Here is a 25,788-nt window from a genome sequence, read left to right as displayed (position 1 = left end):
TTACCAACGTCATCCCGGCCTTCGCCGGGATGACGTTGGAAAGGGTGCGGGATGAGTGGAGGATGCGACTTCGATGAGACGAGTGCGCGACGCACGACCCCAAAAACAAAAAGCCGGAACGCTCACGCGCTCCGGCTTTTCTTTTACTTGACGCGAACCAGCTTAGGCCGCTGCGGCAGCGTTCGCTGCGTTGGTAGCCTTGCGAGCAGTCGCCGAAAACTGGGCAACCGCCGCGTTCAGGTTGGCTTCCACGGCTTCCACTGCCTGCTTGGTGGTCTTGCTGATCTGCTCGTAGCCGGCGTTGGCGTTGCTGATCGCGGTCTTGACGGCGGCAACGAAGCTCTCCGAACCGGCCGGAGCGTTCTTGCTCACTTCGTCGACCAGCGAGATCACCTTGCGGTTGGCTTCGACGATCTGGCTTTCGGCGGCCTTCGAGAACTCGGCGCCGGTGCCGGCGGCGATCGACGCCAGCTGGCGGCTGTACGACAGCGCCTTTTCAGCAGCCGGCTGGGCCTGCGAAGCCGACACCGAGAAGAATTCTTGCGGGTCCTTGGCGCCCAGCAGCTGGCGAGCCACGGCCGACGAATCTTCCAGGGTGGCGCGCGCCGCGTTGATGTTCAGGTCGACCAGCTTCTCAACGCCTTCGAAGGTCTTCTGCGTCAGCGACGAGAACAGGGCAAATTGCGATTCCAGGCTGGCCTTGGTGGCGTTCGAGAACTGCTCAGGGATTGCAAACATGTGGCTCTCCAAAATGAATACGTTTCTTAAAGAAAGGGATCTTGCTAAGGTGAGACAGGTTCCTGCGAAAACTGGCTGAAACTCTTTTTTGTGCACCGCAACAGAACGAATTGTCGGCCACTTCCAAGAACGCGTCAAGCATTTTTGATGCGACGCACCATCTATTATTCATAAATTTCTTGAATGCATTTAATGCAAGAAACAACGCTTGATTTAGCGCAAAGAATCGGCAGAAAAACGCGCGTTTTCCAGGGGCTAAACGCGGCGAAAGCGCCCATGCTAGACTAAGCGCTTGTGTTTTATTCAATCCGCCGTGGCAACGGCGCGACAGCCAGGCCATGCAGACCAGCGCAACTTCCGTTCCCAGCACTTCCTGGCTTTCCCCGATTCCCCTGTTTTTCGTGTTCCTGTGGAGCACCGGCTTCATCGTCGCCAAGCTCGGCCTGCCGTATGCGCCGCCGCTGACCTTCCTCATCGTGCGCTGCCTCGGCGTGCTGGCCGTGCTGCTGCCGGTCGTGCTGCTGTTCCGCGCGCCATGGCCGCGTGGCCAGATGCTGCACGTGGCCGTGGCCGGCATCTTGCTGCAGGCCGGCTATTTGGGCGGTGTGTGGGCGGCGATCAAGCTGGGCATGCCGGCCGGGCTGACCGCCCTGATCGTCGGCATGCAGCCGATCCTGACCGCGGCCGCGGCGCCCCTGATCGGCGAGCGCGTGCGTCCGCTGCAGTGGCTGGGCCTGCTGCTCGGCCTGGGCGGCGTGGCGCTGGTGGTCTACGCCAAGATGAGCGCGGCCGGGCTGTCCGCCGCCGGCATCGCCTTGTGCGTGTTCGCACTGCTGTCGATCACGGCCGGGACCATGTACCAGCGGCGCTGGTGTCCGCGCTTCGACCTGCGCACCGGCACCGTGATCCAGTTCGGAGCCACCGTCGCGGTACTGCTGCCGCTGGCGGTCTGGCTGGAAGGACTCGACCCGGCCTTCTCCAGCATCGCCTGGACCCGCGATTTCGTCGTCGCCTGGCTGTGGTCGGTGTTCGCGCTGTCGATCGGCGCGATCTTCCTGTTGTTTACCCTGATCAGCCGCAGCGCCGCCACCGAAGTCACCAGCTTGCTCTACCTGACTCCGCCCACCACGGCCCTGATGGCCTGGCTGCTGTTCGGCGAATCCTTCACCCTGCTCGGCCTGGCCGGCATGGTGCTCGCCGTCACGGGCGTCGCTTTCGTCGTCAAAAAACCAACATCCAAACCTATGGAGACTGCATGATTTCCAGCCCCAGCCAAGAAGCCGTCGATGCCGCCATCACCTCGCGCCGTTCGATCCGCGCCTTCCTCGACAAGCCGGTCGCACGCGAGGATATCGAGCGCATCCTGGACGTGGCGGCGCGCGCGCCGTCCGGCACCAACACCCAGCCGTGGAAGGTCTATGTGCTGACCGGGGAGGCGAGGAAACAGCTGTCCGATGCGATCCTGGCGGTCAACGCCGATCCCCAGCAGGCGCGCGAGCACACCGAGGAATACGCCTACTATCCACGCGAATGGGTCTCTCCCTACATCGACCGGCGCCGCAAGGTCGGCTGGGACCTGTACAGCCTGCTCGGCCTGACGCGCGACAACAAGGCCGGCATGGCGGCCCAGCATGCGCGCAACTATGCGTTCTTCGACGCGCCGGTGGGCTTCATCTTCACCATCGACCGCATCATGGAGCAGGGTTCCTGGCTGGACTACGGCATGTTCCTCCAGAACATCATGGTCGCCGCACGCGCCCGCGGCCTCGATACCTGCCCGCAAGCTGCTTTTACGCAATATCATCGGGTGATTGCAGCGCAGCTCGGATTGCCGGACAATGAAATGGTGGTGTGCGGCATGGCGCTCGGCTGGGCCGATCCGGCACGGATCGAAAACAGCCTGGTGACCGACAGGGAACCGATCGCCGGCTTCACCCGCTTCATGGAATAAAGAGCTTGCGTTCGATATCTCATTGATACGTAAGGGCTTCGTTGGCGCAGCGTTTTGTTGTTTTTGTGAATTGTTGCCGCACGGAATGTGAATTCTTCTTGCGATCACACGTTGTTCGGCTACACTTTGCTTCGTACCTCATCCGTTCGCACCGAAGGGCTTCCAGATGTATAAAATTGCTTTCGCTGCCATTGTCTCCCTGCTGCTCGCCCTCCCGCCGGCGCAGGCTGCCAGTGCGGGCGCTGGAGCCGGCGCCGGTGCCGAGAAGACCCAGACCGTCAAGAAAAAGCAGAAGCGGAAGGCCGCACGCAAGGCTGTGCGCTCCAAGAAGCGCCAGGACCTGGCCAAGACCATCGCCGCCGACAACCGCCAGCGCATGGTGCGCCGCGTCGCCATGGTGCGCGGCAAGCGCGTGGTGACTTACCAGAGCGTGCGCCGCGCCGCGCCCTCCTACGCTTCGCGCAGCCTCGGCGACATCGCCGGCCTGAGCCGCACTCCCGATCCGCTGGCCCTGCGTTCCAACGTGGCTTTCGTACTCGACCAGAACAGCTCGGAAGTGCTGTTCGAGAAGAACGCCAACGTGGCGCTGCCGATCGCCTCAATCACCAAGCTCATGACCGGGCTGGTCGTCGTCAAGGCCAACCAGGACCTGGACGAAGTGCTGCGCATTACCGACGCAGACGTCGACCGCCACAAGTACAGCAGCTCGCGCCTGCCGGTGGGCGCGCGCATGACGCGCCGCGAACTGCTGCACATTGCGCTGATGAGTTCCGAGAACCGCGCCGCGTCCGCGCTGGGCCGCAATTATCCGGGCGGGATCGAGGCCTTCGTCGAGGCCATGAACGCCAAGGCGCGCGAGCTGGGCATGAACGACACCCATTACGTGGATGCGAGCGGGCTGTCGAGCCGCAACGTCTCGAGCGCGCGCGACCTGGCCAAGCTGGTGGCCAACGCGCACCAGGAACCGCTGCTGCGCGAGTATTCGACCACCAAGGATTCCGTGGTCAAGGCCAGCGGACGGCCGATGCGCTACGCGAACACCAACTACCTGGTGGCGCTGCCGGACTGGAACATCGGCATCCAGAAGACCGGCTTCATCAACGAAGCAGGGCGCTGCCTGGTGATGCAGGCCATGATCCAGGGACGCAATGTGATCATGGTGTTCCTGGATTCGAAAGGGAAGATGTCGCGCACCGCGGACGCGGGACGCATGCGGCGCTGGCTGGAGACGGTGACGCCGGCCGGGCTGGGCGGCACGCCCCCCGCGCCGACGGTGACCACGGCGGCCGCGCCGGCCGAGTTGCCGCCGAATTGATCCTTGGGCTGGCGGCGCTGCCGCCAAGCCCGCACATGCCTCAGACTGCCGGCGTCGGCCGGTACCCCAGGGTGGACGAAATGCTCGCCGCCGTCTGCACCAGGTCTTCCAGCCAGTCTTCCTGCAGGCGGTCCGCCGGCGCAGAGATCGACAGCCCGGCCACCAGCTTGCCGCTGTCGTCGTGGATGCCGGCCGCCATGCAGCGCACCCCCATCTCGAGCTCCTCGTTGTCGCGCGCATAGCCGCGCGAGCGCACCAGGCTCAGCTCGCGCTCCAGGCGCGACAGCTCCGTGATCGAATTCTTCGTGTGCCCAGCCAGCCCGGTGCGGGTGGCGTAGGCGCGGATCGCCTTGACGTCGTCCACCGACAGGAACAGCTTGCCCGTCGAGGTCAGGTGCAGCGGGCCGCGCCCGCCAATGGCGCGCACCACCTGCATGCCCGAACGTTCCGAGAACGCGCGGTCGATGTAGACGATCTCGTCGCCCTGGCGCACCGACAGATTCACGGTCTGCTGGGTCTTGCGGTGCAGGGCGCGCATCGAGTCGAGCGCCGCTTCGCGCACCGACAGGCGGCTCTTGACCACGTTCCCCAGTTCGAGCAGCCGCATGCCGAGGCGGTAGGTGCCCGGTTCCACGCGGTCGACGAAGCGCGTCACGACCATGTCGTTCAGGATGCGGTGTGCTGTGGATGGGTGCAGGCCCGAGACCTTGGACAATTCCTTCAGGCTCACCGGGTCCGAATAGCTGGCCAACGCGTCGAGCAAGGCCATCATGCGTTCGATGACCTGGATCGACGTCTTGGCTGGTTCTGGACTTTCCATTTTCATGATGTGGTTGGTGCAGTGCAGTATGGGTAGCTTCTTTATACCATGATGTGAAAAGCACATGCAAACACATGGGCTAGTGTGTGTCGTCGGTTTTTACACATTCCGCGCGCCGGGCGGCATAATGGCATTCCTGCATGACTTAATTTCAAGAACGATGGAACACCCGATCAGCGAATTCAAGACCAAACGCGGCCTCAGCCGCATCCTCGCCGCCTGCCGCAACACCTGGGATGGCTTCGCCTGGGCCTGGCGCAGCGAGGCGGCGTTCCGCCAGGAGATCGTGGTCATCGCCATCGCCGTCGCCATTGCGCTGGCGCTGCCGGTGTCCGGCTTCCAGAAGCTGGTGCTGATCGGCGTGCTGATCGTGGTGCTGGTCGTCGAACTGATCAACTCGGCCATCGAAGCCGTGGTCGACCGCATCTCGCTCGAGCGCCATCCGCTGTCGAAAGTGGCCAAGGACATGGGCAGCGCCGCGGTCGCCCTGACGCTGCTGCTGGCCACGGCGACCTGGGCCGTCGTGCTGTACAACCGCTTTTTCTGACCCGTGTGTTCAAACTAGGAGATTGATATGACCTTACGCCTCGGCGATACCGCCCCGGACTTCGAGCAGGACTCCAGCATCGGCAAGATCCGCTTCCACGAGTGGGCGGGCGACTCCTGGGTGGTGCTGTTTTCGCACCCGGCGGACTTCACCCCGGTCTGCACCACCGAGCTGGGCCTGACCGCCAAGCTCAAGCCGGAATTCGACAAACGCAATGTCAAGGCGATCGCCCTGTCGGTCGACCCGGCCGAGCAGCACAAGGAGTGGATCAAGGACATCGAAGAGACCCAGAAGACCGTGGTGGGCTTCCCGATCGTCGCCGACGCCGACAAGAAGGTGTCCGAGCTGTACGACATGATCCACCCGCAGCAATCGGCCACCGCCACCGTGCGTTCGCTGTTCGTGATCGACCCGAACAAGAAGATCCGCCTGACCATCACCTACCCGATGAGCACCGGCCGCAACTTCGACGAAGTGCTGCGCGTGATCGACGCCCTGCAGCTGACCGACGGCTACACCGTGGCCACCCCGGGCAACTGGAAGGATGGCGACCCGGTCATCATCCCGCTGACCGTGCAGGATCCGGAAGTCATCAAGCAGAAGTATCCGAAGGGCTTCGAGGCGCCGCGTCCCTACCTGCGCCTGACTCCGCAGCCGAACAAGTAATCGGCGCGATTCCCTAACGGCTGACCACGCGCCTGATGGCGTTGAGCTAGCCGAAAGACCGTCGTCCCCGGCCTCGGCGGCCCCCTTGGCGGGGACGACGTCTTTATGTTCGCGGCGCCAATGGCGGGGAGGCCGTTCTTCAACGTCTTTGCGTTGCAAAATGGCAACGCGCCATGCTCATCCGTACGAATATCTCTGCATAAGCAAATAAGGAAGCTGTTGTTTGTTTAACTGCCGAGCAGCTTTACCCTGTGTGCTACATTGGGAGCAAAGCATGTCGATGACTTACATAGTGGCGGGTTTCGCAGTTGGGCTGCTGGTCGGAATGACCGGGGTAGGGGGCGGTTCGCTCATGACCCCGCTCCTGACCCTGCTGTTCGGCGTCTCGCCTTCGGTCGCGGTCGGCACCGACCTGGCCTTCGCGTCCATCACCAAGGGCGCCGGCACCATCACCCACCGTTTCAACCGCACCGTCCAGTGGCCCATCGTCGGCCGCCTCTGCCTGGGCGCGCTGCCTGCGGCCGTGCTGGCCACGCTTGCGCTGCGCGAATTCGGCGCGCTGGACAAGGAAATCGGCCTGGTAATCCGCTATTCGATCGCCGGTTCCGTGCTGCTGACCGTGATCGCGCTGCTGTTCCGCGGCAAGCTGCTGGCCTGGATCAACGCGCACCCGGAGCGCCAACTGCAGGGCAAGGCGCTCGCCGCCGCCACCATCTTCTGCGGCGCCGTGCTGGGCGTGCTTGTCACCGTATCGTCCATCGGCGCGGGCGCGATCGGCGCCACCCTGCTGGTCTTCCTGTATCCAAAACTGACCCCTGCCGAAGTGGCGGGAACCGACATTGCTTATGCGGTCCCGCTCACGGCCATCGCGGCCGTCGGCCACTGGTGGCTGGGTTCGATCGACTGGATGCTGCTGCTGACCCTGCTGGTGGGTTCGGTGCCCGGCATCACCCTCGGCGCGATGGCATCGCGTGCCGTACCGGAGCGTTTCCTGCGCGCGCTGCTTGCCACCACCTTGACCGGCGTAGCGGCGAAGCTGGTCCTTTGAGCCAGGCCAAATAGGGAAAGTGTCTATGCAAATGAGGAAAGTTTCGTTTGCTTTATGAGACTCAGGTGAGATTATTGTGGCCCGTTAGAAGAATTTGTAATAAGGGCTTCCATGACTTTCCTAGCACAGCCGAGCATCGGTGTGAGCAAGAGCGCCAGACGCTCCCCAGGCCGGGTCATCCCCGGCTTCGGCATCTCGCTCGGCTTCACCATCTTTTACCTGGCGCTGATCGTCCTGATCCCGCTGTCGGCGGTCTTCCTCAAGACCTTCACGATGACCTGGGACGCGTTCTGGGCCGCCGTGACCTCCGAGCGTGTGATGGCGTCCTACCGCCTGAGCTTTGGCGCCTCGCTGATCGCCGCCTTCATCAACGTCATCTTCGGCGGCATCGTCGCCTGGGTGCTGGTGCGCTACCAGTTCCCCGGCAAGCGCTTCATCGACGCCCTGGTCGACCTGCCGTTCGCGCTGCCGACCGCGGTGGCCGGCATCACGCTCACGGCCCTGTATTCGCATAACGGCTGGATCGGCCAGTACCTGGCCAGCCTGGGCATCAAGGTCGCCTTCACGCCGCTGGGCGTGGTGCTGGCCCTGACCTTCATCGGCCTGCCGTTCGTGGTGCGCACCGTGCAGCCGGTGCTGGAAGAGGCCGAGCGCGAGCTCGAGGAAGCCGCCGCCAGCCTGGGCGCTTCGCCGCTGCAGACCTTCATCCGCGTGGTGCTGCCTACCATCGTGCCGGCGCTGCTGACCGGTTTCGCGCTGGCTTTCGCCCGCGCCACCGGCGAATACGGCTCGGTGATCTTCATCGCGGGCAACCTGCCTATGGTGTCCGAGATCACGCCGCTGTTCATCATCACCAAGCTGGAGCAGTACGACTACGCGGGCGCTACCGCCATTGCAGTCGTCATGCTGATCATCTCCTTCATCCTGCTGCTGACGATTAATCTGCTGCAGGCCTGGACACGCAAACGGGCGGGCAAGAAATGAGCGCAGTCCTCGACAACGTGGCGTCCGCGCCTTCCAAGCCCGTGCCGGCCAGGCGCCCGGCCACCAATGTGTTCGAACCGAACTGGGTGCGCTACACCCTGATCGCGGTCGCGCTGGCCTTCCTAACCCTGTTCCTGTTCGTGCCGCTGATCGCGGTGTTTACCGAAGCGCTCAAGCGCGGCTGGGAAACCTATGTCGAATCGATCAAGGACCCGGATGCGCTGTCGGCCATCAAGCTGACCCTGATCGCGGCCGGCATCTCGGTGCCGCTCAACCTGGTGTTCGGCGTCGCCGCGGCCTGGGCCATCGCCAAGTTCGAGTTCCGCGGCAAGAGCATCCTGCTGACCCTGATCGACCTGCCGTTCTCGGTGTCGCCGGTGATCGCGGGCCTGATCTACGTGCTGCTGTTCGGCGCCCAGGGCTGGTTCGGCGATTGGCTGGCCGAGCACGACATCAAGATCCTGTTCGCGGTGCCGGGCATCGTGCTGGCGACGGTGTTCATCACCTTCCCCTTCGTGGCGCGCGAGCTGATTCCGCTGATGCAGCAGCAGGGCACCGAGGAAGAAGAGGCCGCGCTGGTGCTGGGCGCTTCGGGCTGGCAGACCTTCGTCAAGGTCACGCTGCCGAACATCAAATGGGGCCTGCTGTACGGCGTGATCCTGTGTAACGCCCGTGCCATGGGCGAGTTCGGCGCGGTGTCGGTGGTGTCGGGCCACATCCGCGGCGAGACCAACACCATGCCCCTGCAGGTCGAGATCCTCTACAACGAATACAACTTCACGGCCGCGTTCGCGATCGCATCGCTGCTGGCGCTCCTGGCGCTGGTGACCCTGGCGGTGAAGAGCTTTATCGAATGGCGCCTGCACCAGGTCAAGAAGGCCGCCGCCGACGAACGCAATACGGAGCACGCAGCATGACTATCGAAGTCCAACACATCCACAAGCAATTCGGCCAGTTCACCGCGCTGGACGATGTCTCGCTCAAGTTCCCGGACGGCGAACTGACCGCGCTCCTGGGCCCTTCCGGCTGCGGCAAGACGACACTGCTGCGCGTGATCGCGGGCCTCGAGCATCCGGATTCGGGCAGCGTGCTGCTCGACGGCCAGGATGCCTCGCACCACCACGTGCGCGAGCGCCAGGTCGGCTTCGTGTTCCAGCACTACGCGCTGTTCAAGCACATGACCGTGTTCGAGAACGTCGCTTTCGGCCTGCGCGTCAAGCCGCGCAAGGAGCGTCCGAGCGAGCAGCAGATCCGCGAAAAAGTGAAACAGCTGCTGGAGCTGGTGCAGCTGGACTGGATCGCCGACCGCTATCCGCCGCAGCTGTCCGGCGGCCAGCGCCAGCGCATCGCGCTGGCCCGCGCCCTGGCCGTCGAGCCGCGCGTGCTGCTGCTGGACGAACCCTTCGGTGCGCTGGACGCCAAGGTGCGCAAGGAACTGCGCCGCTGGCTGCGCCGCCTGCACGACGACCTGCACGTGACCTCGATCTTCGTGACCCACGACCAGGAAGAAGCGCTGGAAGTGGCCGACCAGGTGGTCCTGATGAACAAGGGCCGCGTGGAGCAGCAGGGCGCGCCTGGCGATGTGTATAACAAGCCGGCTTCGCCGTTCGTGTACGGCTTCCTGGGCAACGTCAACCTGTTCCACGGCCGCGTGCACGAAGGCGTGCTGGCGTCGGGCGACGTCACCTTCAATGCGCCGCAGTTCGCCGGCGTGCGCGACGGCGCCGGTATCGGCTACGTGCGTCCGCACGACCTGGATGTGGAACGCTATACGCCGGGCGCCGAAGGCGTGGTGGCCAAGCTGCGCCGCGCCCATGCGATCGGCCCGCTGGCCCAGCTCGACCTGGAGCGCGCCGACAATGCGCAGCTGATCGAAGCCGTGCTGCCGAACGAGCGCTTCGCCAGTCTCGGATTGAAAGAGGGCGAGACCCTGGTCGTGCGTCCGCGCCGCATCGAAGTGTTCGTGGACCAGGGGGAAGGCATATGAATTTCCAGCAGCTGCGTTCCGTACGCGAAGCGGCGCGCCGCGACTTCAACCTGACCGAGGTGGCGAATGCGCTGTTCACTTCACAGCCGGGCGTGTCGCGCCAGATCCGCGAACTGGAAGAAGAACTGGGCGTCGAGATTTTCGAGCGCAACGGCAAGCGTTTGACGGGCCTGACGCCGCCGGGCAAGGGCATCCTGCGTATCGTCGAGAAGCTGCTGGTGGAAGCGGAAAACCTGCAGCAGGCCAGCCGCGAGTATGCGGCCCAGGACAGCGGCACCTTGACCGTGGCCGTGACCCACACCCAGGCGCGCTATGCACTGCCGCAGGTGGTGCAGTCCTTCCGCTCGGCCTTCCCGGGCGTGCGCATCGCCCTGCAGCAGAGCGCACCGGAGCATATCGCGGAGTGGGTCTTGTCGGGCAAGGCCGACATCGGCATCGCGACCGAGGGCTTGTCGGCGTTTCCGGACCTGGTGTCCTTTCCGTGCTACCGCTGGAGCCACCTGGTGGTGGCGCCGGAGGGGCATCCGATCTTCGCGACTTCGCACCCGCTGCGGCTCGAGGACCTGGCGGAGTATCCGCTCATTACCTATGACGTCGGCTTCACGGGCCGCAGCCATATCGATGCGGCCTTCGTCGAAGCGGGGCTGGCGCCGGATATCGTCCTTACCGCGATGGATTCGGACGTCATCAAGCAGTATGTGTCGCTGGGGCTGGGCGTCGGGATAGTCGCGTCGATGGCCTTCGACCATGGGCGCGACAAGGGGCTGAGGGCGATCGAGTCGTCGCACCTGTTTGCGCAGAATGTGACCAGGCTGGCGGTGCGGCGCGGGTCTTACCTGAGGGCGTATGCGTATCACTTCATCGAGCGGTTTGCTCAGGGGTATACGCGGGCGGATATCGAGAAGGCGTTGCAGGCGGCGGAGTGAGTTGAGCTCGTGGCTGCTCGAAGAAACTTGGGTTCCGGCCTTCGCCGGAACGACGGTCTTTAGGTTAGTGGTTATCTTTTAATGCACCACCGCCCTCAGCACGTCGTTCCGGCGAAGGCCGGAACCCAAGTTTTGCGTGAACAGCGTTAGCGCCGATCACTGCCCAGGATTGGTGAACCGCGCATGAATCTCATCGATCGCTGCAACCACATCCGCTGACAGCTTCACCTCCACCGCCCCGATGTTCTCCTCCAGCTGCGCCAGCGACGTCGCCCCAATAATGGTCGACCCCACGAACCACCGCGAATAACACCACGCCAGCGCCATCTGAGCCGGGCTCAATCCATTCTCCCGCGCCAGCTTCGCATACTCCGCGCACGCCGCCAGCACCGCCGGCCGCAGGTAACGCGGACTCCAGCTCTTCGGAAAAATATTCAGCCGCCCCTGCGCCTTGGGATCGTCCAGGTACTTGGCCGTCAGCTGCCCGAACGCCAGCGGGCTATACGCCAGCAAACTGACATCGCTGCGGAAGCACGCTTCATCCAGCAAACTGGTCTCGAAGGCCCGCGCCGTCAGATTGTACAGATTCTGGATCGTCGCGATCCTCGGCAGGCCCTTCATCTCCGAAAGCTTGACGAACTCGCACACGCCCCAGGCGCTCTCGTTCGACACGCCGATGTGGCGGATCTTGCCCTCGTCGATCAGCTCCCCCAGCGCCATCAGGCTCTCTTCGATCGGCACCGCCGCGCGCTCGGCCTCCGGGTTGAACTGGTTCGCCCCGAAAACCGGCAGGTTCCGGCTCGGCCAGTGCAGCTGGTACAGGTCGATATAGTCGGTCTGCAAACGCCGCAGGCTGTCCTCGACCGCCGCGCGGATGTCGGTCCGGCCGAGGTTGTGCTGCGGCCCGCGAATCCAGGGCGCGTGCGGATTCGGCCCGGCCACCTTGGTGGCCAGCACCACGTCCGGGCGCCGGCCGCTCTTCTTGAGCCAGGTGCCGATGAAGCGCTCGGTCGAGCCTTGCGTGGCCGCGTTCGGCATCACCGGGTACATCTCGGCGGTGTCGATGAAGTTGACGCCGCGCTCCAGTGCGAGATCGAGCTGGCCGTGCGCGTCCGCTTCGCTGTTCTGCTCGCCGAAGGTCATGGTGCCGAGGCAGACCGTCGACACCATCAAATCCGTGCGGCCCAGCTGCCTGCGTTCCATGTTCACGCTCCTGTTATGTGCGCAGCGCGTCGGCGCACTCGCGCACCAGCGCCGGGCCCGCGTAGATCAGGCCGCTGTACAGCTGCACCAGCTTGGCGCCGGCAGCGATCTTGGCGCGCGCATCCTGGCCGCGCATGATGCCGCCCACGCCGATGATCGGCACTTCCTCGCCCAGCTCGGCCTTGAGCGCGCGGATCACGATGTTCGACTGCTCGAACACCGGCGCGCCCGACAGGCCGCCGGCTTCGTTCGCATGCTTCATGCCTTCCACATCGCGGCGGTTGAGCGTGGTGTTGGTGGCGATCACGCCGTCGATCTTGTGGCGCAGCAGGGCGCCGGCGATGTCGCGGATCTGGTCGCCGTCCACGTCCGGCGCGATCTTCAGCGCCACCGGCACGTAATGGCCGTACTCGTCGGCCAGGCGCGACTGCTCCTGCTTGAGCTGGGAGAGCAGGGCGTCCAGTTCCGACGCACCCTGCAGCTGGCGCAGGTTCTTGGTGTTGGGCGAGGAGATATTGACCGTCACATAGCTCGCGTAGGGATAGACGCGGCGCAGGCAGTGCAGGTAATCCTCGGCGGCGCGCTCGATCGGGGTGTCGGCGTTCTTGCCGATGTTCAGGCCCAGCACGCCCTGGCGCTCCTGGTAGAAGCGCGAAGCCTGCACGTTGGCCACGAAGGCGTCCACGCCGCCGTTGTTGAAGCCCATGCGGTTGATGATGCCGCGCGCCTTCGGCAGGCGGAACATGCGCGGCTTCGGGTTGCCCATCTGGCCGCGCGGCGTCACGGTGCCGATCTCGATCGAGCCGAAGCCGAGCGCGGCCAGGCCGTCGATGTAGGCGCCATCCTTGTCCAGGCCGGCGGCCAGGCCGACCGGGTTGGGGAAGGTGATGCCCATGACGGTGCGCGGGTCGGGCTGGGGTTTCTTGACCACGCTGGTCAGGCCGAGTTCGGCGGCGCGGCGCAGGGCCGGCAGGGTCAGGTTGTGGGCCGCCTCGGGATCGAGCGAGAACAGCACGGGACGGGCAAGGGCGTACAGGAGTTTGTCGGACATGGGGTGCTCAGTGTGATAATCCCCGCCATTCTACCGTGCGGCGACCCGTAGAGGATCGCCGGGCGTTGTCAGCGCTCCAAGACGCTCCAGACGCCGTTGACGCGCGCTTCCAGCGGGCGGAAATTGATCTTGTAGGCCATCTTCGGGCTTTGTTCGATCCAGTAGCCCAGGTAGACATAGCCCAGGCCGAGCTCGCGCGCCTGGTTCACCTGCCACATCACGTTGTAAGTGCCGTAAGAGGCGCCTTCGACGTCCGGATCGAAGAAGGTGTACACCGAGGACAGGCCGTCCGACAGCACGTCGATGATCGAGACCATGCGCAGGGTGCCGTCCGGCTCGCGGAACTCGACCAGGCGCGTGTTGACCCGGCTCTGCAGCAGGAACTGGGCGTACTGGTCGCGGCTGTCCTGGTCCATGCCGCCGCCGACGTGGCGCGTGGTCTGGTAGCGCAGGTAGAGCGCGTAGTGCTCGTCCGAGAAAGCCAGGTTGGCCACCATCGCGACCAGCTCGCCGTGGCGCTTCCACGCGCGGCGCTGGGTGCGGTTGGGCGTGAAGTCCTCGCACTTGACACGCACCGGGATGCAGGCCTGGCAGCCGTCGCAATAGGGACGGTAGGTGAAGATGCCGCTGCGGCGGAAACCGTTCTTCACCAGCTCGGAATACACGTCGGCATTGATGAGGTGCGAGGGCGTCGCCACCTGCGACCTGGCCTGGCGGGAATCGAGATAGCTGCACGGATAGGGCGCCGTGGTATAGAACTGCAGCGTTGCGAAGGGCAGGTCATTTAGGTGCGTCATGCAAAAAGCTCTCGAGACGACGTGGTGAAACCTATTTTAGCGAAATCGCGCTGCGCACAGTGTTAGCCAGTCAACGGTGCCGCCACCTTCCATTGCGTGATGGCCGGTTCGCGGATCGCAGCGCGCAGATGCTCGAGGAAGCGGCTGCGCGGGATCGGCGCAGCGCCCAGCGACGCCAGGTGGCCGGTCTCCTGCTGGCAGTCGATCATGCGCACGCCATGCCCGCGCAGGAAGGACACCAGGTAGGCGAGCGCCACCTTGGACGCATCCGAGACGCGTGCGAACATCGATTCGCCATAGAACATGCGGCCGATGCACACGCCATACGCGCCGCCGACCAGCTCGCCGTCCAGCCAGACCTCGGCCGAGTGGGCATAGCCCATCTGGTGCAGGCCAGTGTAGCCGTCGATGATGTCTTCCGAAATCCAGGTTCCGGGTCCGTCGCGCCGCGGAGCCGCGCAGGCGCGCATCACCTCTTCGAAGGCGGTGTCGAAGCGCACGTCCCAAGGCCCGCCCTCGACGCGGCTGCGCTCGACCTTGCGCAGGGTCTTTTTCAGGCTGTCGCTGACCTTGAACTGCTCGGTGAGCAGCACCATGCGCGGATCGGTGCTCCACCACAGGATGGGCTGGCCTTCCGAAAACCAGGGGAAAATCCCGTTCTGGTACGCAAGCAGCAGGCGCTGGGGCGAGAGGTCGGCGCCGGCCGCGAGCAGGCCGGGCGCGTCCACGGTCAATGCCTCGGACACGTCGGGAAAAGGCGTATCGCTCTCGAGCCAGGGGATCATGCGGGCCTCGCCGGGTCAGTCGGGCCCGCGCGGCGCGAGCATGGGGCGCACGATATCCCGGCTGTGGAATCCATAGCTGCCGCCCTCGCGCACTTTGATCCGGTCGGCAAAGAAGAGTTCCAGGGTGCTGCGGATGGTGGGGAAGGCCAGCTCGTCCCAGGGGATCTCGGCTTCCGTGAACAGTTTGACTTCCAGGCTTTCGATACCCGGCGCGAAATCGAGGTCGCGCAGGCGCGCCAGGTAGAACAGGTGCACCTGGTGCACGTGGGCCACGTTCAGCAGGGTGAACAGGTTGCCGAGCTCGACGTTGGCGCCGGCTTCCTCTTCGGTTTCGCGCACGGCGGCCTGCTCAGTGGTCTCTTCGTTTTCCATGAAGCCGGCCGGCAAGGTCCAGTAGCCGTAGCGCGGCTCGATGGCGCGGCGGCACAGCAGCACTTGCAGCTTGCCGTCCTGTTCCCAGACGGGAATGGAGCCGATGACCAGCTTGGGATTGTGATAATGGATCGTGTGGCAGTGCGTGCAGACGTAGCGCGGCCGGTTGTCGCCTTCAGGAATGGCCAGCGCGACAGGATGGGCGCACTCGGAGCAGAATTTCATAGGTCATCGACGAATTGGTATTGCCCTTTACTTTACACTGATTGCAGTGCTCATGTGGTCCGGCAAGGGCCTGGAAAGCGGGCTGCGGCGCTTATGCATGAGTCATAAGCTGCTGCAATCGCACATCGCGGCTGGATTGAGTTTGCCTAAAAGGTAGAAGCTGCGTATAATACGAACCATCAGACGCGGGGTGGAGCAGTCTGGCAGCTCGTCGGGCTCATAACCCGAAGGTCACAGGTTCAAATCCTGTCCCCGCAACCAGAATTCGAAAAGCCGCCGGTTCGCAAGAATCGGCGGCTTTTTCCATTTCGGCGCGTATCTTCCTCGATCCAGGTCAATCCTGCCGCGTTCGCCTGCAATCTTCCCGCATCCCCCTGGTCCAACCGGCAAAGGCTGGCGCATGCCGGCCGTACTGCAAGGGGCGAGCATGCAAGGGGCAACCATGATCCATGTCGACGATATCAACGATTCCTGGGGCTGGGTCGGCCTGAAGGCCGTCGAAGTCCTCGGGGCCAATGCGTTCGGTAACCTCATCATCCGCGACGAGGACGACCACTACTGGCGACTGCGCCCGCAAGACCTGTGCTGCGAACCGGTGGCCAGCAGCAGGGCCGATTTCGACGCGCTCTCGTACAACCAGGATTTTCTCAACGATTGGTATATGCCGGAAGTCGTGTGCCTGGCCGAGGCGGCGCTGGGGCCGCTCCCGGACGGGCGCAAGTACTGCCTCAAGATTCCCAGCGCGCTCGGCGGGCACTACGGCCGCGACAACCTGGCCACCGTGCCGCTGGCGGAACTGATCCGGTTTTCGGGAGAAGGAGCGCAGCAGTTCGAAGGCCTGCCGCGCTGGAATTAAGTCCGCCTGGGCTCAGCCGGCCTGGTCGCTGAGGCTGGCCCACAGGTAGGCGGCGGCCATGGTCCGGTGCGGCTTGTAGCGCTCCAGCAGGCGTTCGGCTTCGGCGATGTCCGGCCGTGCTTCGCCTCCCATCAGCTGGTGGAAGGCTGTGCGCACCGCCACGTCGCCGTGCAGCGAGCAGTCGGGGTAGCCATAGCCGCGCAGCAAGGCGTAGTTGACGGTCCAGGGGCCGATGCCCTTGACGGCCAGCAGTTCGCGGCTGACCTCCATGGGGTCGCGGTCGCGCGCCAGGGACAGCTTGCCTTCGTCCACCAGCTGGGCCAGGCGCAGGACGGTCTCGGCTTTCGCGCGCGAAAACTTGCGGCTGGTGAGCTCGTCGAGCTGCAGGCGGGCGACGTCGGACGCTTCCGGGTAGCACCACAGGCCGCTGGAATGCGGGCGGCCGGCGACCTGGATCAGGCTGCGGCGCAGCGAGATGGCAAAGCTCAGGTTGATCTGCTGGCCAATGATGGCCCAGGTCAGGGCCTCGAACACGGTGGCGGACTGCACGATGCGCAGCCCCGGCTGGCGCGCCAGGATGGGGCCGAGCACCGGATCGGCGCGCGCGAAGTCTGCGAAGGCGGCCGGGTCGATGCGCAGCCCCAGCATGTTGAGCAGGGCGTCTTCTACTGCCTGCTGTTGGGCCGCTGTGAGCTCGCCGTCCGGAACGACGCGGCACAGGGCCATGCCTTCCACGGCCTTCGTGGTCTTGGCCTTTTTCGCCGCGTTGGTAGCGTCCTTGGCATTCGTAGGGAAGGCGATGTCGATCAGCACCGGCACGCCGCCGAGCAGGATGCCTTTGCGCAGGCCTTGTTCGGTGATCTGCTCGGCCACGCCTTCCGCATCGCGGCTGTGGAAGGCCAGCACGTCCTGCACGCGGTAGCCCGCGGGCAGGGGGATGTTCAATTCGCCCATCATTTCCCTTGCGCGGCTGCGGGTGCGCGCAGGAAGGAGGGCGTGAAGCCGGTCACCAGCGCCGTGCCCAGCAGGACGATGGCCGAACCGGCCAGCGTGTGCCAGCCCACCACTTCATGCAGGAAGATCGCGCCCCACAGGATGCCGAAGACCGGGTTCAGGAAGGTCACGGTGAGGGCCGAGGTGGTGCCGACTTCCTCGATCAGCTTGAAGTAGATGATGTAGGCGATGCCGCTGCACAGCACGCCGAGCGCGAGCACGGCGGCCATGATGCCGACGGTCGGTTCGCCGGGCGAAGGGAAGAGCGGAATCACCGGCAGCACCAGGAGCGCGGCCGCCCACATCGAGCCATGGGCATTGGCGAAGGGCGGCACGGCCTTGGCCGACTTGGCGTACTGGCTGGCGATGCTGTAGCTGAGCGCCGCGATCAGGGCCGCGCCCACGGCCAGGCCGGCGCCGGGCAGGTCGGACACGTGGTCGAAGCCGACCAGCAGGGCCACGCCGATGGTGCCCAGCACCAGGCCCAGCGCCGCCCGTCCGCTGACCGGCTGGCGCGCCCACACGAAGGCCACCAGCGCGCCCCACATCGGCGCGGTGGCGTTCAGCACCGACAGCACCGATGCCGACAGGGTGCGGGCTGCGAAGGCGAACAGCACGAAGGGCAGGGCGGAATTGAACAGGCCCAGGATCAGGTAGTGCTTCCAGTGCTCACGCAGATTGAGCGGCGCGGTCGAGGCGCGCTTGCGCAGCACCCAGGCGACACCCGCCAGGAACAGGGCGGCGAAGGCGACCCGGTATTCGATCAGCACGGCGGGACCGAGTACCGGCGCGGCGATGCGCATGAAGAGGAAGGAGCCGCCCCAGATGGCGGCCAGCGCGACCAGGCGCAGCATGTTTGCAGTGTTCATGATGTTGATGCTCGAAGTACGGGAGAACAGGTGATGGTGGCGGCGCCGCCCGGGACGCGCCATCCGTTTTTTGCTTTTACATTGCTTTCGAATTCAGGCGGCGCGTGCGCAGACCTCGGTGGACGCCGTTTCGATGGCCGCCGCATGCGGCACCAGCATCTCCGCGGGAACGCCGTTCTTCACGGCGGTGAGTTCGGCCATGATCGAGATCGCGATCTCGGCCGGCGTCTTGCTGCCGATGTAGAGGCCGATCGGGCCGTGCAGCCTGGCCAGCTGGTCCTCGGTCACGTCGAACAGCTTGAGGCGTTCGCGCCGCTTGCTGTTGTTCAGGCGCGAGCCGATGGCGCCGACATAGAAGGCCTCCGACTTGAGCGCTTCCATCAGCGCCAGGTCGTCCAGCTTGGGGTCGTGGGTCAGCGCGACCACGGCGCTGCGCGCGTCCAGCTTCGCCTCGATTACCAGGTCGTCCGGCATCACGTGGACCAGTTCCACGCCGGGCAGGTTCCAGCCGCTGTGGTATTCCTCGCGCGGGTCGCACACGGTGACGCGGTAGTCCATGCCGGCCGCCACCTGGGCCAGGAAGCGCGACAGCGGGCCGGCGCCGATGATGTACAGGCGCCAGCGCGGACCGTGGATGGTGTGCAGCACATCGCCCTCGACGCGCTGGATGGCGGAGGCTTCCGCGCGGCGCAGGCTGACCGCGCCGGTTTGGAGGTCGATGCTGCGCTCGACCAGTTCGCCCTGGCCGAGGCGCTCGAGCAGTTCGTCGATGCGGCTGTCGCGCGACAGCGGCTCGATGGCGAGTTCGATGGTGCCGCCGCAGGGCAGGCCGAAGCGGTGGGCTTCGTCGGCGCTGATGCCGTAGCTGACGATTTCCGGACGGGTAAATTCGATGCCGTTGCCGCGCACCTTGGCGATCAGGTCGTCCTCGATGCAGCCGCCCGAGACCGAGCCGACCACCTGGCCGTCTTCGCAGATGCCGAGCGTGGCGCCGATCGGGCGCGGACTGGAGCCCCAGGTCTTGATCACCGTGACCAGCTGGCAGCGGCGGCCGGCGGCGAGCCAGGCGGCGGAAGTCTTCAGCACTTCGAGGTCGATACTGTCCATGTGCGCGCGGCCGGGGTGCGGCGTGAAAAGGTTGATGAAGAATAATACAAAAAAAGCGGGGGGCGTGTTGGCGGGGGAAAGGAATGCGGCGTGCATAGGAACTTGGGTCCCGGCCTGCGCCGGGACGACGTTGGTAAGTGAACGTTGAAATCAGAAAGAGCGATTTCGGACACGCACTTACGCACGTCGTCCCGGCGCAGGCCGGGACCCAAGTTTAGTAGAACAGCGTTACCGCCTCAGGGCACCAGCGGCTTATTGCCCGACTTCTTCGACCTGACCTCCGCCAGCGCCCGCTCAACCGCAGCGATCCGCGCCGCCATGCCCGGATGGTTGGCCGTATAGCCATTGAGCACCGTCGCCGGATACGTCCCCGCCAGCCGCTTCCAGAACCCGGACACACCTTCGACCCGGTAATCCGCCCGCGCCAGCAGGTACATGGCCAGCCGGTCCGCCGCCGCATCGCTTTCGGCCGGCATGGCCTTGATGCCCGCGCTGCCGATCAGCATCGAGGTATCCGGCGTCACGCGGATCAGGTTGTCGATGATGCTGCTGATGGTCGCCGCGTTGCGTTGCGTGGCCGCGTGGCCCAGCATGTTGTGCGCCATGGAGCGCGCCACCACGTAGGCCAGTTCGTCGTCGTTCTGGGTGAAGTTCATCATGCCGCGCGTGACCATCACGCGCTGGCCGTCCGCGTAGGCGTTGACGTTGTCCGCGTTGCCCAGTTCGATGCCGAAGGCGCAGGCACGGGTGACCGGGATGCTGAGATCGCGGGTGTTGCCGCCACGGGCGATCGTCAACGGCAGGGTTGCCTGCTTGGTCACGATCGGCCGGAACACGGCGCCGGCCTGCGCGCGCGCTTCGGGACCTTCCGGCAAGGGCTTGCCGCCGGCGGCCAGCAGTTCGTCACCCTTGCGCAGCCCGGCCTTGGCGGCGCCGCTGCCGGCCAGGACGTTGATGACCTGGAGACGCTCGCCCATGCCGAAGGCCACGTGGGCGGCCTCGCCATAGATGCCGGCGTAGTCGTAGCGGTTCTGGGCGGTAAAGCCCAGCAGGTTGCGGGCGTGCTTGGTGCACAGTTCCGCGTTGTCGATCAGGAGGGGAGCCGCGACCCGGTACAGGCGGTCCTGCAGGGTGGCCATCTTGTCGAGGGTGTCGGCCGCCGCGGCGACCTGGGGGCTCAGCTCGGACCTGGCCGGCTGGGGGCCGGCGAAGATGCCTGGCTGGGCGCCCGGCACGGTCGGCCCGGGCGTGGAGCAGGCCGACAGGAGTGCGGCGGTGGCGACGACCAGCGCTAGCGGACGGAAGTGCGTTGGCAGGCGATGGATGCGGGTCATGGTCCTCCTTACATGTTGTTATTGTTTGCCGGTGCTGCCGAACCCTCCGGCGCCCCGTTCGCTCGATGCGAACTCCTCCACCACGTTGAAGCCCACCTGCAGGACAGGCACCACGATGAGCTGCGCGAGACGATCCATCGGCTGCAGCGTAAACACGGCCTGGCTGCGGTTCCAGGTCGAGACCATCAGCTGGCCCTGGTAGTCGGAGTCGATTAAGCCTACCAGATTGCCGAGAACGATGCCGTTCTTATGGCCGAGTCCACTACGCGGCAGGATCATGGCCGCATAGCCCGGATCGCCGATGTGGATCGCCAGGCCGGTGGGCACCAGCACGGTCTGTCCCGGCTCGATGGTGAGGGGGGCGTCCACGCAGGCGCGCAGGTCCAGGCCCGCGCTGCCGGGCGTGCCGTAGGCCGGCAGGAAATCCTTCATGCGCGGGTCGAGGATCTTGAGGTCGATGTTCTTCATGTGTTCTTGTGCTTAGGTCAGGAGGGAGCGCCGTTCGAGCCGCTTGGCGATCTCGGACACGAGCTGGCGCGCGAGCGTGAGCTTGTCCGCGCGCGGCAGCACGGTGTGGCCGCTCTCGTCGAACAGGATGATGGTGTTGTCGTCCTGGCCGAAGGTCTGAGGGCCAATATTACCCACCAGAAGCGGAATGCCTTTGCGCTCGCGCTTGGCGGCGCCAAATTCCATCAGGTTTTCCGATTCCGCCGCAAAGCCGACGCAATACGGCCAGCCGGACAGGCTGGTGGTGGAGGCCACCGAGGCCAGGATGTCTGCGTTCTGCACGAATTCCAGCTGGGGCGCGCCGCCGCCTTCCTGTTTTTTCAGCTTCTGGTCGCTGGCATTGGCCACGCGCCAGTCGGCTACCGCGGCCACGCCGACGAAGACGTGCTGGCCCTCGATGCCGGCCATGACGGCGTCGTGCATCTGCTGGGCGGTGAGCACGTCGATGCGGCGCACGCCGTGCGGCGTGGGCAGGGAGGTGGGGCCGGACACCAGGGTCACCTCGGCGCCCGCTTCATGCGCCGCGCGCGCCACCGCATAGCCCATCTTCCCGGACGAGAGATTGGTGATGCCGCGCACCGGGTCGATCGGTTCAAACGTAGGGCCGGCCGTGATCAGGACGCGGCGACCAAGCAGCACCTTGTGCTGGAAGGAGGCGATCAGCTCGTCCACCAGCTCTTCGGGTTCGAGCATGCGGCCGTAGCCGGTCTCGCCGCAGGCCTGGGAACCGGCGGCCGGGCCCAGGATGTGGATGCCGTCTTCGCGCAGCTGCGCCACGTTGCGCATGGTGGCCGGGTTCTCCCACATCTCGACGTTCATCGCCGGGGCCACCAGCAGCGGCACATGGCGCGGGCGCGCCACGCACAGGGTCGAGAGCAGGTCGTCGCAGGCGCCGTGCGCCAGCTTGCGGATGAAATCGGCCGAGCAGGGCGAGATCAGGACCGCGTCGGCGCCGCGGGTCAGGTCGATGTGGGCCATGTTGTTGGCCACGCGCGGGTCCCACTGGTCGGTGTAGACCGTGTGCCCGGACAGGGCCTGCATGGTCACCGCGCCGATGAAGTGCAGCGCGGCCTCGGTCATCACGACCTGCACGCTGGCGCCCCGCTTGACCAGGGCGCGGCACAGTTCCGCCGATTTGTAGCAGGCGACGCCGCCGGTCAGGCCGAGGACGATCTTCTTGCCCTTCAGGTCCATGTTCATGCTCCTAAAATCAGGACTTGTTCACGCGGCGCAGCTCATCCAGGATGAACAGGAAGGCGCCCACGGAGATGCCGATGTCGGCGATGTTAAAGGCCGGGAAGTGGCCCAGGCCCTTCCAGTAGAAGTCGAGGAAGTCGATCACGTGGCCATAGGCCAGGCGGTCGATCACGTTGCCGATCGCGCCGCCCATGATCAGGGCCAGGGCGAAGCAGAACAGGCGCTGGCCGGGATGGCGCTTGAGCAGATACAGGATGTAGCCGACCGCGACCACCGCGATGCCGGTGAACAGGTAGCGCTGCCAGCCGCCGGCGTCGCCCAGGAAGCTGAAGGCCGCGCCCGGGTTGTAGACCTTGATCAGGTTGAAGAAGCTGGTGACGGGCAGCGTCTCGCCATAGTGGAAGCTGCGCTCGACGGTGATCTTGACGACCTGGTCGAGCAGCACCAGGATCAGGGCGAGGCCCAGCCAGGGCAGCATGCCGCTGCTGGATTGGGGAGCGGCTTTCATGACGCCGGACACTGCGGTTTTCTTTTTGGTTGCCATGGTAGAGGTGTCGGATGCCGCCATGCCGGCTCATCCGGCATGGCGGTAGTACCCAAGAGGGGCTTAGGCGAAGCGGCGGGCTTCGCCGCTGCCGAACAGGTTGCTCACGCAGCGGCCGCACAGGCCGGCGTGCGCGTGGTCGTGGCCGACGTCGCGGCGGTAGTGCCAGCAGCGCTCGCACTTTTCCGCTTCCGACGGGGTCACGGTCACGCTTTCCTCGGCTTCGTTGGCGGCTTCAGTGACGGTCGCCTGCGAAGTGATGAACACGAACTTCAGGTCGTCGTCCAGGCTCGCGAGCGCCTGGTACTTCTCGCCCGCAGCCTTGATCGCCAGCTCGGCCTGCAGCGAGGAACCGATGGCGCCGGAAGCGCGCACCTCTTCCAGCTGCTTGGTGACGCTGGCGCGCACTTCGCGCAGCAGGGCGTACTTGGCCAGCAGCGCCTCGCCGTCCGGCAGCGCCGGGAAGGTCCACAGGGTCTGGGTGAAGATGGTCTCGTCGCTCTCCGCGAAGGCCTTCTCGCCCGCGAACACGGCCCAGGCTTCCTCGGCGGTGAAGGACAGGATCGGCGCCATCAGGCGCAGCAGGCTGTGCGCGATGTGCCACAGCGCGGTCTGGGCCGAGCGGCGCGCGTGCGAGTTCACGCCGGTGGTGTACAGGCGGTCCTTGAGGATGTCGAGGTAGAAGCCGCCCAGGTCTTCCGAGCAGTAGTTCTGCAGGCGGGCGACCACCGGGTGGAACTCGTAGCGCTCGAAGCTGGCGGCGACCTCCTGCTGCAGCTGGGCCATCGCGGCGATCGCATAGCGGTCGATTTCCAGCAGCTCGGCGACCGGGACGCTGTCCTTGGCCGGATTGAAGTCCGAGGTATTCGCCAGCAGGAAGCGCAGGGTGTTGCGGATGCGGCGGTAGGACTCGGTCACGCGCTTGAGGATTTCTTCGCCGATCGACAGCTCGCCGGTGTAGTCGGTCGAGGCCACCCACAGGCGCAGGATGTCGGCGCCCAGGGTATCCGAGATCTTCTGCGGCGCCAGCGTATTGCCGAGCGACTTGGACATCTTCTTGCCCTGCTCGTCGACGGTGAAGCCGTGGGTCAGCAGCGCCTTGTACGGCGGGCGGCCGTTGAGCATCGAGGAGGTCAGCAGCGAGGAGTGGAACCAGCCGCGGTGCTGGTCCGAGCCTTCCAGGTAAAGGTCGGCCGGGAAGCTTGACTGCTCCTTGTGCGAGCCGCGCAGCACGGTCTGGTGGGTCGAACCGGAGTCGAACCACACGTCCAGGGTGTCCTTGTTCTTCTCGTAGCTGGCCGCGTCCGCGCCCAGCAGGGTGGCCGGGTCGAGCTTCTGCCAGGCGTCGATGCCTTCCTTCTCGATCAGCTGGGCGACCTGCTCCAGCAGCTCCGGGGTGCGCGGGTGCAGCTCGCCGGTCTCCTTGTGGATGAAGAAGGCCATCGGCACGCCCCACTGGCGCTGACGCGACAGGGTCCAGTCCGGACGGTTGGCGATCATGCCGTGCAGGCGCGCCTGGCCCCAGTCCGGGAAGAACTTGGTCTCGTCGATGCCGGCCAGCGCGGTCTGGCGCAGGGTCGGGCCGCCGTCCTTCGGCGTGACGTCCATGCCGGCGAACCACTGGCTGGTGGCGCGGTAGACGATCGGGGTCTTGTGGCGCCAGCAGTGCATGTAGCTGTGGTCGAACATCTTCAGCTCGAACAGGGCGCCCGCGCCGCGCAGGGCTTCGCAGATCGGCTTGCTGGCTTCCCAGATGGTCATGCCGCCGAACAGCGGCAGTGTGGACGCGAAGCGGCCGTCGCCCATCACGGGCTTCAGGATCTCGTCATCCTTCATGCCGTGCGCCTTGCAGGACTGGAAGTCTTCCAGGCCGTAGGCCGGGGCCGAGTGCACGACGCCGGTGCCGCTGTCGGTGGTGACGTAGTCGGCCAGGTAGACCGGCGAGGTGCGGTCGTAGAATGCGTCTTGCGCGAACAGCGGGTGCTTGAAGCGCAGGCCGCCCAGCTTGTCGCCCAGGGTGGTGGCGATGACTTTGCCTTCCAGCTTGTAGCGCTGCAGGACGGACTCCACCAGGTCGGCGGCCAGGATCAGCAGCAGCGGGGCGCCGTCGCGCTCGGCCTGGACCAGCGCGTAAGTGACTTCCGGGTTGACGTTCAGCGCCTGGTTCGACGGGATGGTCCACGGGGTGGTGGTCCAGATCACGATGAAGCCATAGTCGGTCGGCAGCGAAGCCAGGCCGAAGGCGGCGGCGACTTTTTCCGGTTCCGCGAACGGGAAGCCGACGTCGATCGCCGGGTCGCGCTTGTCCTGGTATTCCACTTCCGCTTCGGCCAGGGCCGAGCCGCAGTCGAAGCACCAGTTGACGGGCTTCAGGCCGCGGTAGACATAGCCTTTCTCCAGCAGCTTGCCGAGGGCGCGCAGCTCGTCGGCTTCGTTACTGAAGGCCATGGTCATGTAGGGGTTGTCCCATTCGCCCAGCACGCCCAGGCGGATGAAGCCGGCGCGCTGGCGGTCGATCTGCTCGAGCGCGTAGGCGCGGGCTTTCTGCAGCACCTCGGCGGTCGGCAGGTTCTTGCCGAACTGTTTTTCGATCTGGATCTCGATCGGCATGCCGTGGCAGTCCCAGCCCGGCACATAGGGCGCGTCGAAGCCGGCGATGGTGCGCGACTTGACCACCATGTCTTTCAGGATCTTGTTGACGGCGTGGCCCAGGTGGATGTCGCCGTTGGCGTACGGCGGACCGTCGTGCAGGATGAACTTCGGGCGGCCGGCGGCCGCCTTGCGGACGCGCTCATAGATTTTCTTGTCTTGCCACTGCTTGACCCAGCCCGGCTCGCGCTTGGCGAGGTCGCCGCGCATCGGGAAGGGCGTGTCGGTCATGTTGACCGGGTATTTGCTTTCAGGCTTCTTGGCGCCCTTGGGCGTGTTCTGTTTAGAGTCGGACATAAGATTCTTCTGATAATGAA

Annotated in this window: 26 protein-coding genes and 1 tRNA gene; 12 read left to right on the top strand and 15 right to left on the bottom strand. The window is 65.3% G+C overall.

Annotated features, from left to right (window positions below; all coding sequences use genetic code 11):
• Positions 1–162: 162 nt before the first annotated feature.
• On the bottom strand, positions 163–738 hold the full coding sequence (gene phaP, locus J8847_RS06620) for a TIGR01841 family phasin (protein WP_211523896.1): 576 nt from the start codon (positions 736–738) through the stop codon (positions 163–165).
• A 338-nt stretch (positions 739–1,076) separates the two neighbouring features.
• Here phaP and J8847_RS06615 point away from each other — a divergent pair, with 338 nt between their 5' ends.
• The 3 genes from J8847_RS06615 to pbpG all read left to right on the top strand — a co-directional run bounded on the left by J8847_RS06615 (position 1,077) and on the right by pbpG (position 4,004).
• The gene (locus tag J8847_RS06615; RefSeq protein WP_211523895.1) at positions 1,077–1,997 is read left to right on the top strand and encodes a DMT family transporter; all 921 of its coding nucleotides are present in this window, start codon (positions 1,077–1,079) and stop codon (positions 1,995–1,997) included.
• Positions 1,994–2,689, top strand: a complete 696-nt coding sequence (locus J8847_RS06610; RefSeq protein WP_211523894.1) for a nitroreductase — start codon at positions 1,994–1,996, stop codon at positions 2,687–2,689. The genes J8847_RS06615 and J8847_RS06610 overlap by 4 nt, the downstream gene beginning before the upstream one ends.
• 166 nt (positions 2,690–2,855) lie before the next feature.
• Positions 2,856–4,004, top strand: coding sequence for a D-alanyl-D-alanine endopeptidase (pbpG, locus tag J8847_RS06605; RefSeq protein WP_211523893.1), 1,149 nt, complete (start codon positions 2,856–2,858; stop codon positions 4,002–4,004).
• Between the two features lie 40 nt (positions 4,005–4,044).
• On the opposite strand, the gene J8847_RS06600 is transcribed toward pbpG, so the two are convergent.
• Positions 4,045–4,830: an IclR family transcriptional regulator gene (locus tag J8847_RS06600; RefSeq protein ID WP_211523892.1), complete on the bottom strand. Its 786-nt coding sequence runs from the start codon at positions 4,828–4,830 to the stop codon at positions 4,045–4,047.
• Positions 4,831–4,984: 154 nt separating this feature from the next.
• On the opposite strand from J8847_RS06600, the gene J8847_RS06595 reads away from it, so the two are divergent.
• From J8847_RS06595 to J8847_RS06565, 7 genes are all read left to right on the top strand, one after another.
• Positions 4,985–5,371: a diacylglycerol kinase gene (locus J8847_RS06595; protein WP_211523891.1), complete on the top strand. Its 387-nt coding sequence runs from the start codon at positions 4,985–4,987 to the stop codon at positions 5,369–5,371.
• A 27-nt stretch (positions 5,372–5,398) separates the two neighbouring features.
• Positions 5,399–6,037, top strand: a complete 639-nt coding sequence (locus J8847_RS06590; RefSeq protein ID WP_211523890.1) for a peroxiredoxin — start codon at positions 5,399–5,401, stop codon at positions 6,035–6,037.
• Positions 6,038–6,311: 274 nt separating this feature from the next.
• Positions 6,312–7,085 carry a sulfite exporter TauE/SafE family protein gene (locus J8847_RS06585; protein WP_211523889.1) on the top strand — a complete coding sequence of 258 codons (774 nt, stop codon included), beginning with the start codon at positions 6,312–6,314 and terminating at the stop codon, positions 7,083–7,085.
• A 111-nt stretch (positions 7,086–7,196) separates the two neighbouring features.
• Positions 7,197–8,069, top strand: a complete 873-nt coding sequence (gene cysT, locus J8847_RS06580) for a sulfate ABC transporter permease subunit CysT (protein ID WP_211523888.1) — start codon at positions 7,197–7,199, stop codon at positions 8,067–8,069.
• Positions 8,066–8,986 (top strand): sulfate ABC transporter permease subunit CysW, encoded by a 921-nt coding sequence (gene cysW / locus J8847_RS06575; protein WP_211523887.1) that lies wholly within the window; start codon positions 8,066–8,068, stop codon positions 8,984–8,986. Before cysT ends, cysW begins: the two co-directional genes overlap by 4 nt.
• The gene (locus J8847_RS06570) at positions 8,983–10,056 is read left to right on the top strand and encodes a sulfate/molybdate ABC transporter ATP-binding protein (RefSeq protein WP_211523886.1); all 1,074 of its coding nucleotides are present in this window, start codon (positions 8,983–8,985) and stop codon (positions 10,054–10,056) included. Before cysW ends, J8847_RS06570 begins: the two co-directional genes overlap by 4 nt.
• Positions 10,053–10,982, top strand: coding sequence for a CysB family HTH-type transcriptional regulator (locus J8847_RS06565; protein WP_211523885.1), 930 nt, complete (start codon positions 10,053–10,055; stop codon positions 10,980–10,982). Before J8847_RS06570 ends, J8847_RS06565 begins: the two co-directional genes overlap by 4 nt.
• 156 nt (positions 10,983–11,138) lie before the next feature.
• Here the strand turns inward: J8847_RS06565 and J8847_RS06560 are convergent, their stop codons facing one another.
• The 5 genes from J8847_RS06560 to J8847_RS06540 form a co-directional block, all read right to left on the bottom strand.
• Complete coding sequence (locus tag J8847_RS06560; protein WP_211523884.1) at positions 11,139–12,185, bottom strand: aldo/keto reductase; 1,047 nt, start codon at positions 12,183–12,185, stop codon at positions 11,139–11,141.
• A 13-nt stretch (positions 12,186–12,198) separates the two neighbouring features.
• A complete protein-coding gene (locus tag J8847_RS06555) occupies positions 12,199–13,236 on the bottom strand; it encodes a quinone-dependent dihydroorotate dehydrogenase (protein WP_211523883.1) in 1,038 nt (345 codons plus the stop codon).
• A 68-nt stretch (positions 13,237–13,304) separates the two neighbouring features.
• A complete protein-coding gene (locus J8847_RS06550; RefSeq protein ID WP_211523882.1) occupies positions 13,305–14,033 on the bottom strand; it encodes an arginyltransferase in 729 nt (242 codons plus the stop codon).
• Between the two features lie 62 nt (positions 14,034–14,095).
• Positions 14,096–14,818: a leucyl/phenylalanyl-tRNA--protein transferase gene (gene aat, locus J8847_RS06545; protein ID WP_211523881.1), complete on the bottom strand. Its 723-nt coding sequence runs from the start codon at positions 14,816–14,818 to the stop codon at positions 14,096–14,098.
• Positions 14,819–14,833: 15 nt separating this feature from the next.
• Positions 14,834–15,415: an NUDIX hydrolase gene (locus tag J8847_RS06540; protein WP_211523880.1), complete on the bottom strand. Its 582-nt coding sequence runs from the start codon at positions 15,413–15,415 to the stop codon at positions 14,834–14,836.
• 184 nt (positions 15,416–15,599) lie between these two features.
• Between J8847_RS06540 and J8847_RS06535 the strand changes: the two genes are divergently transcribed.
• Positions 15,600–15,676, top strand: a tRNA-Met gene (locus J8847_RS06535).
• A 166-nt stretch (positions 15,677–15,842) separates the two neighbouring features.
• Positions 15,843–16,271 (top strand): T6SS immunity protein Tdi1 domain-containing protein, encoded by a 429-nt coding sequence (locus tag J8847_RS06530; RefSeq protein ID WP_229429911.1) that lies wholly within the window; start codon positions 15,843–15,845, stop codon positions 16,269–16,271.
• Between the two features lie 12 nt (positions 16,272–16,283).
• Here J8847_RS06530 and J8847_RS06525 read toward each other — a convergent pair whose 3' ends face one another.
• The 8 genes from J8847_RS06525 to ileS all read right to left on the bottom strand — a co-directional run bounded on the left by J8847_RS06525 (position 16,284) and on the right by ileS (position 25,768).
• Positions 16,284–17,228, bottom strand: coding sequence for a DNA-3-methyladenine glycosylase 2 (locus tag J8847_RS06525; RefSeq protein WP_211523879.1), 945 nt, complete (start codon positions 17,226–17,228; stop codon positions 16,284–16,286).
• Positions 17,225–18,133: a DMT family transporter gene (locus J8847_RS06520; RefSeq protein WP_229429910.1), complete on the bottom strand. Its 909-nt coding sequence runs from the start codon at positions 18,131–18,133 to the stop codon at positions 17,225–17,227. Before J8847_RS06520 ends, J8847_RS06525 begins: the two co-directional genes overlap by 4 nt.
• A gap of 93 nt (positions 18,134–18,226) precedes the next feature.
• Positions 18,227–19,240: an XdhC family protein gene (locus J8847_RS06515; RefSeq protein WP_211523878.1), complete on the bottom strand. Its 1,014-nt coding sequence runs from the start codon at positions 19,238–19,240 to the stop codon at positions 18,227–18,229.
• Positions 19,241–19,476: 236 nt separating this feature from the next.
• Positions 19,477–20,574 (bottom strand): M48 family metallopeptidase, encoded by a 1,098-nt coding sequence (locus J8847_RS06510; RefSeq protein ID WP_211523877.1) that lies wholly within the window; start codon positions 20,572–20,574, stop codon positions 19,477–19,479.
• An 18-nt stretch (positions 20,575–20,592) separates the two neighbouring features.
• Positions 20,593–21,042, bottom strand: coding sequence for a dUTP diphosphatase (dut, locus tag J8847_RS06505; protein ID WP_211523876.1), 450 nt, complete (start codon positions 21,040–21,042; stop codon positions 20,593–20,595).
• Positions 21,043–21,054: 12 nt separating this feature from the next.
• Entirely contained in the window at positions 21,055–22,275 is a 1,221-nt protein-coding gene (coaBC, locus tag J8847_RS06500; protein ID WP_211523928.1) for a bifunctional phosphopantothenoylcysteine decarboxylase/phosphopantothenate--cysteine ligase CoaBC, read from the bottom strand.
• 16 nt (positions 22,276–22,291) lie between these two features.
• Positions 22,292–22,822: a signal peptidase II gene (gene lspA / locus J8847_RS06495; protein WP_211523875.1), complete on the bottom strand. Its 531-nt coding sequence runs from the start codon at positions 22,820–22,822 to the stop codon at positions 22,292–22,294.
• Positions 22,823–22,885: 63 nt separating this feature from the next.
• On the bottom strand, positions 22,886–25,768 hold the full coding sequence (gene ileS, locus J8847_RS06490) for an isoleucine--tRNA ligase (protein ID WP_211523874.1): 2,883 nt from the start codon (positions 25,766–25,768) through the stop codon (positions 22,886–22,888).
• Positions 25,769–25,788: the final 20 nt, after the last annotated feature.

Origin of the sequence: Massilia sp. AB1, assembly GCF_018119385.1 — a bacterium.
Taxonomy (GTDB): Bacteria; Pseudomonadota; Gammaproteobacteria; order Burkholderiales; family Burkholderiaceae_D; genus Telluria.
This window is presented reverse-complemented; position numbering and strand designations above follow the sequence as displayed.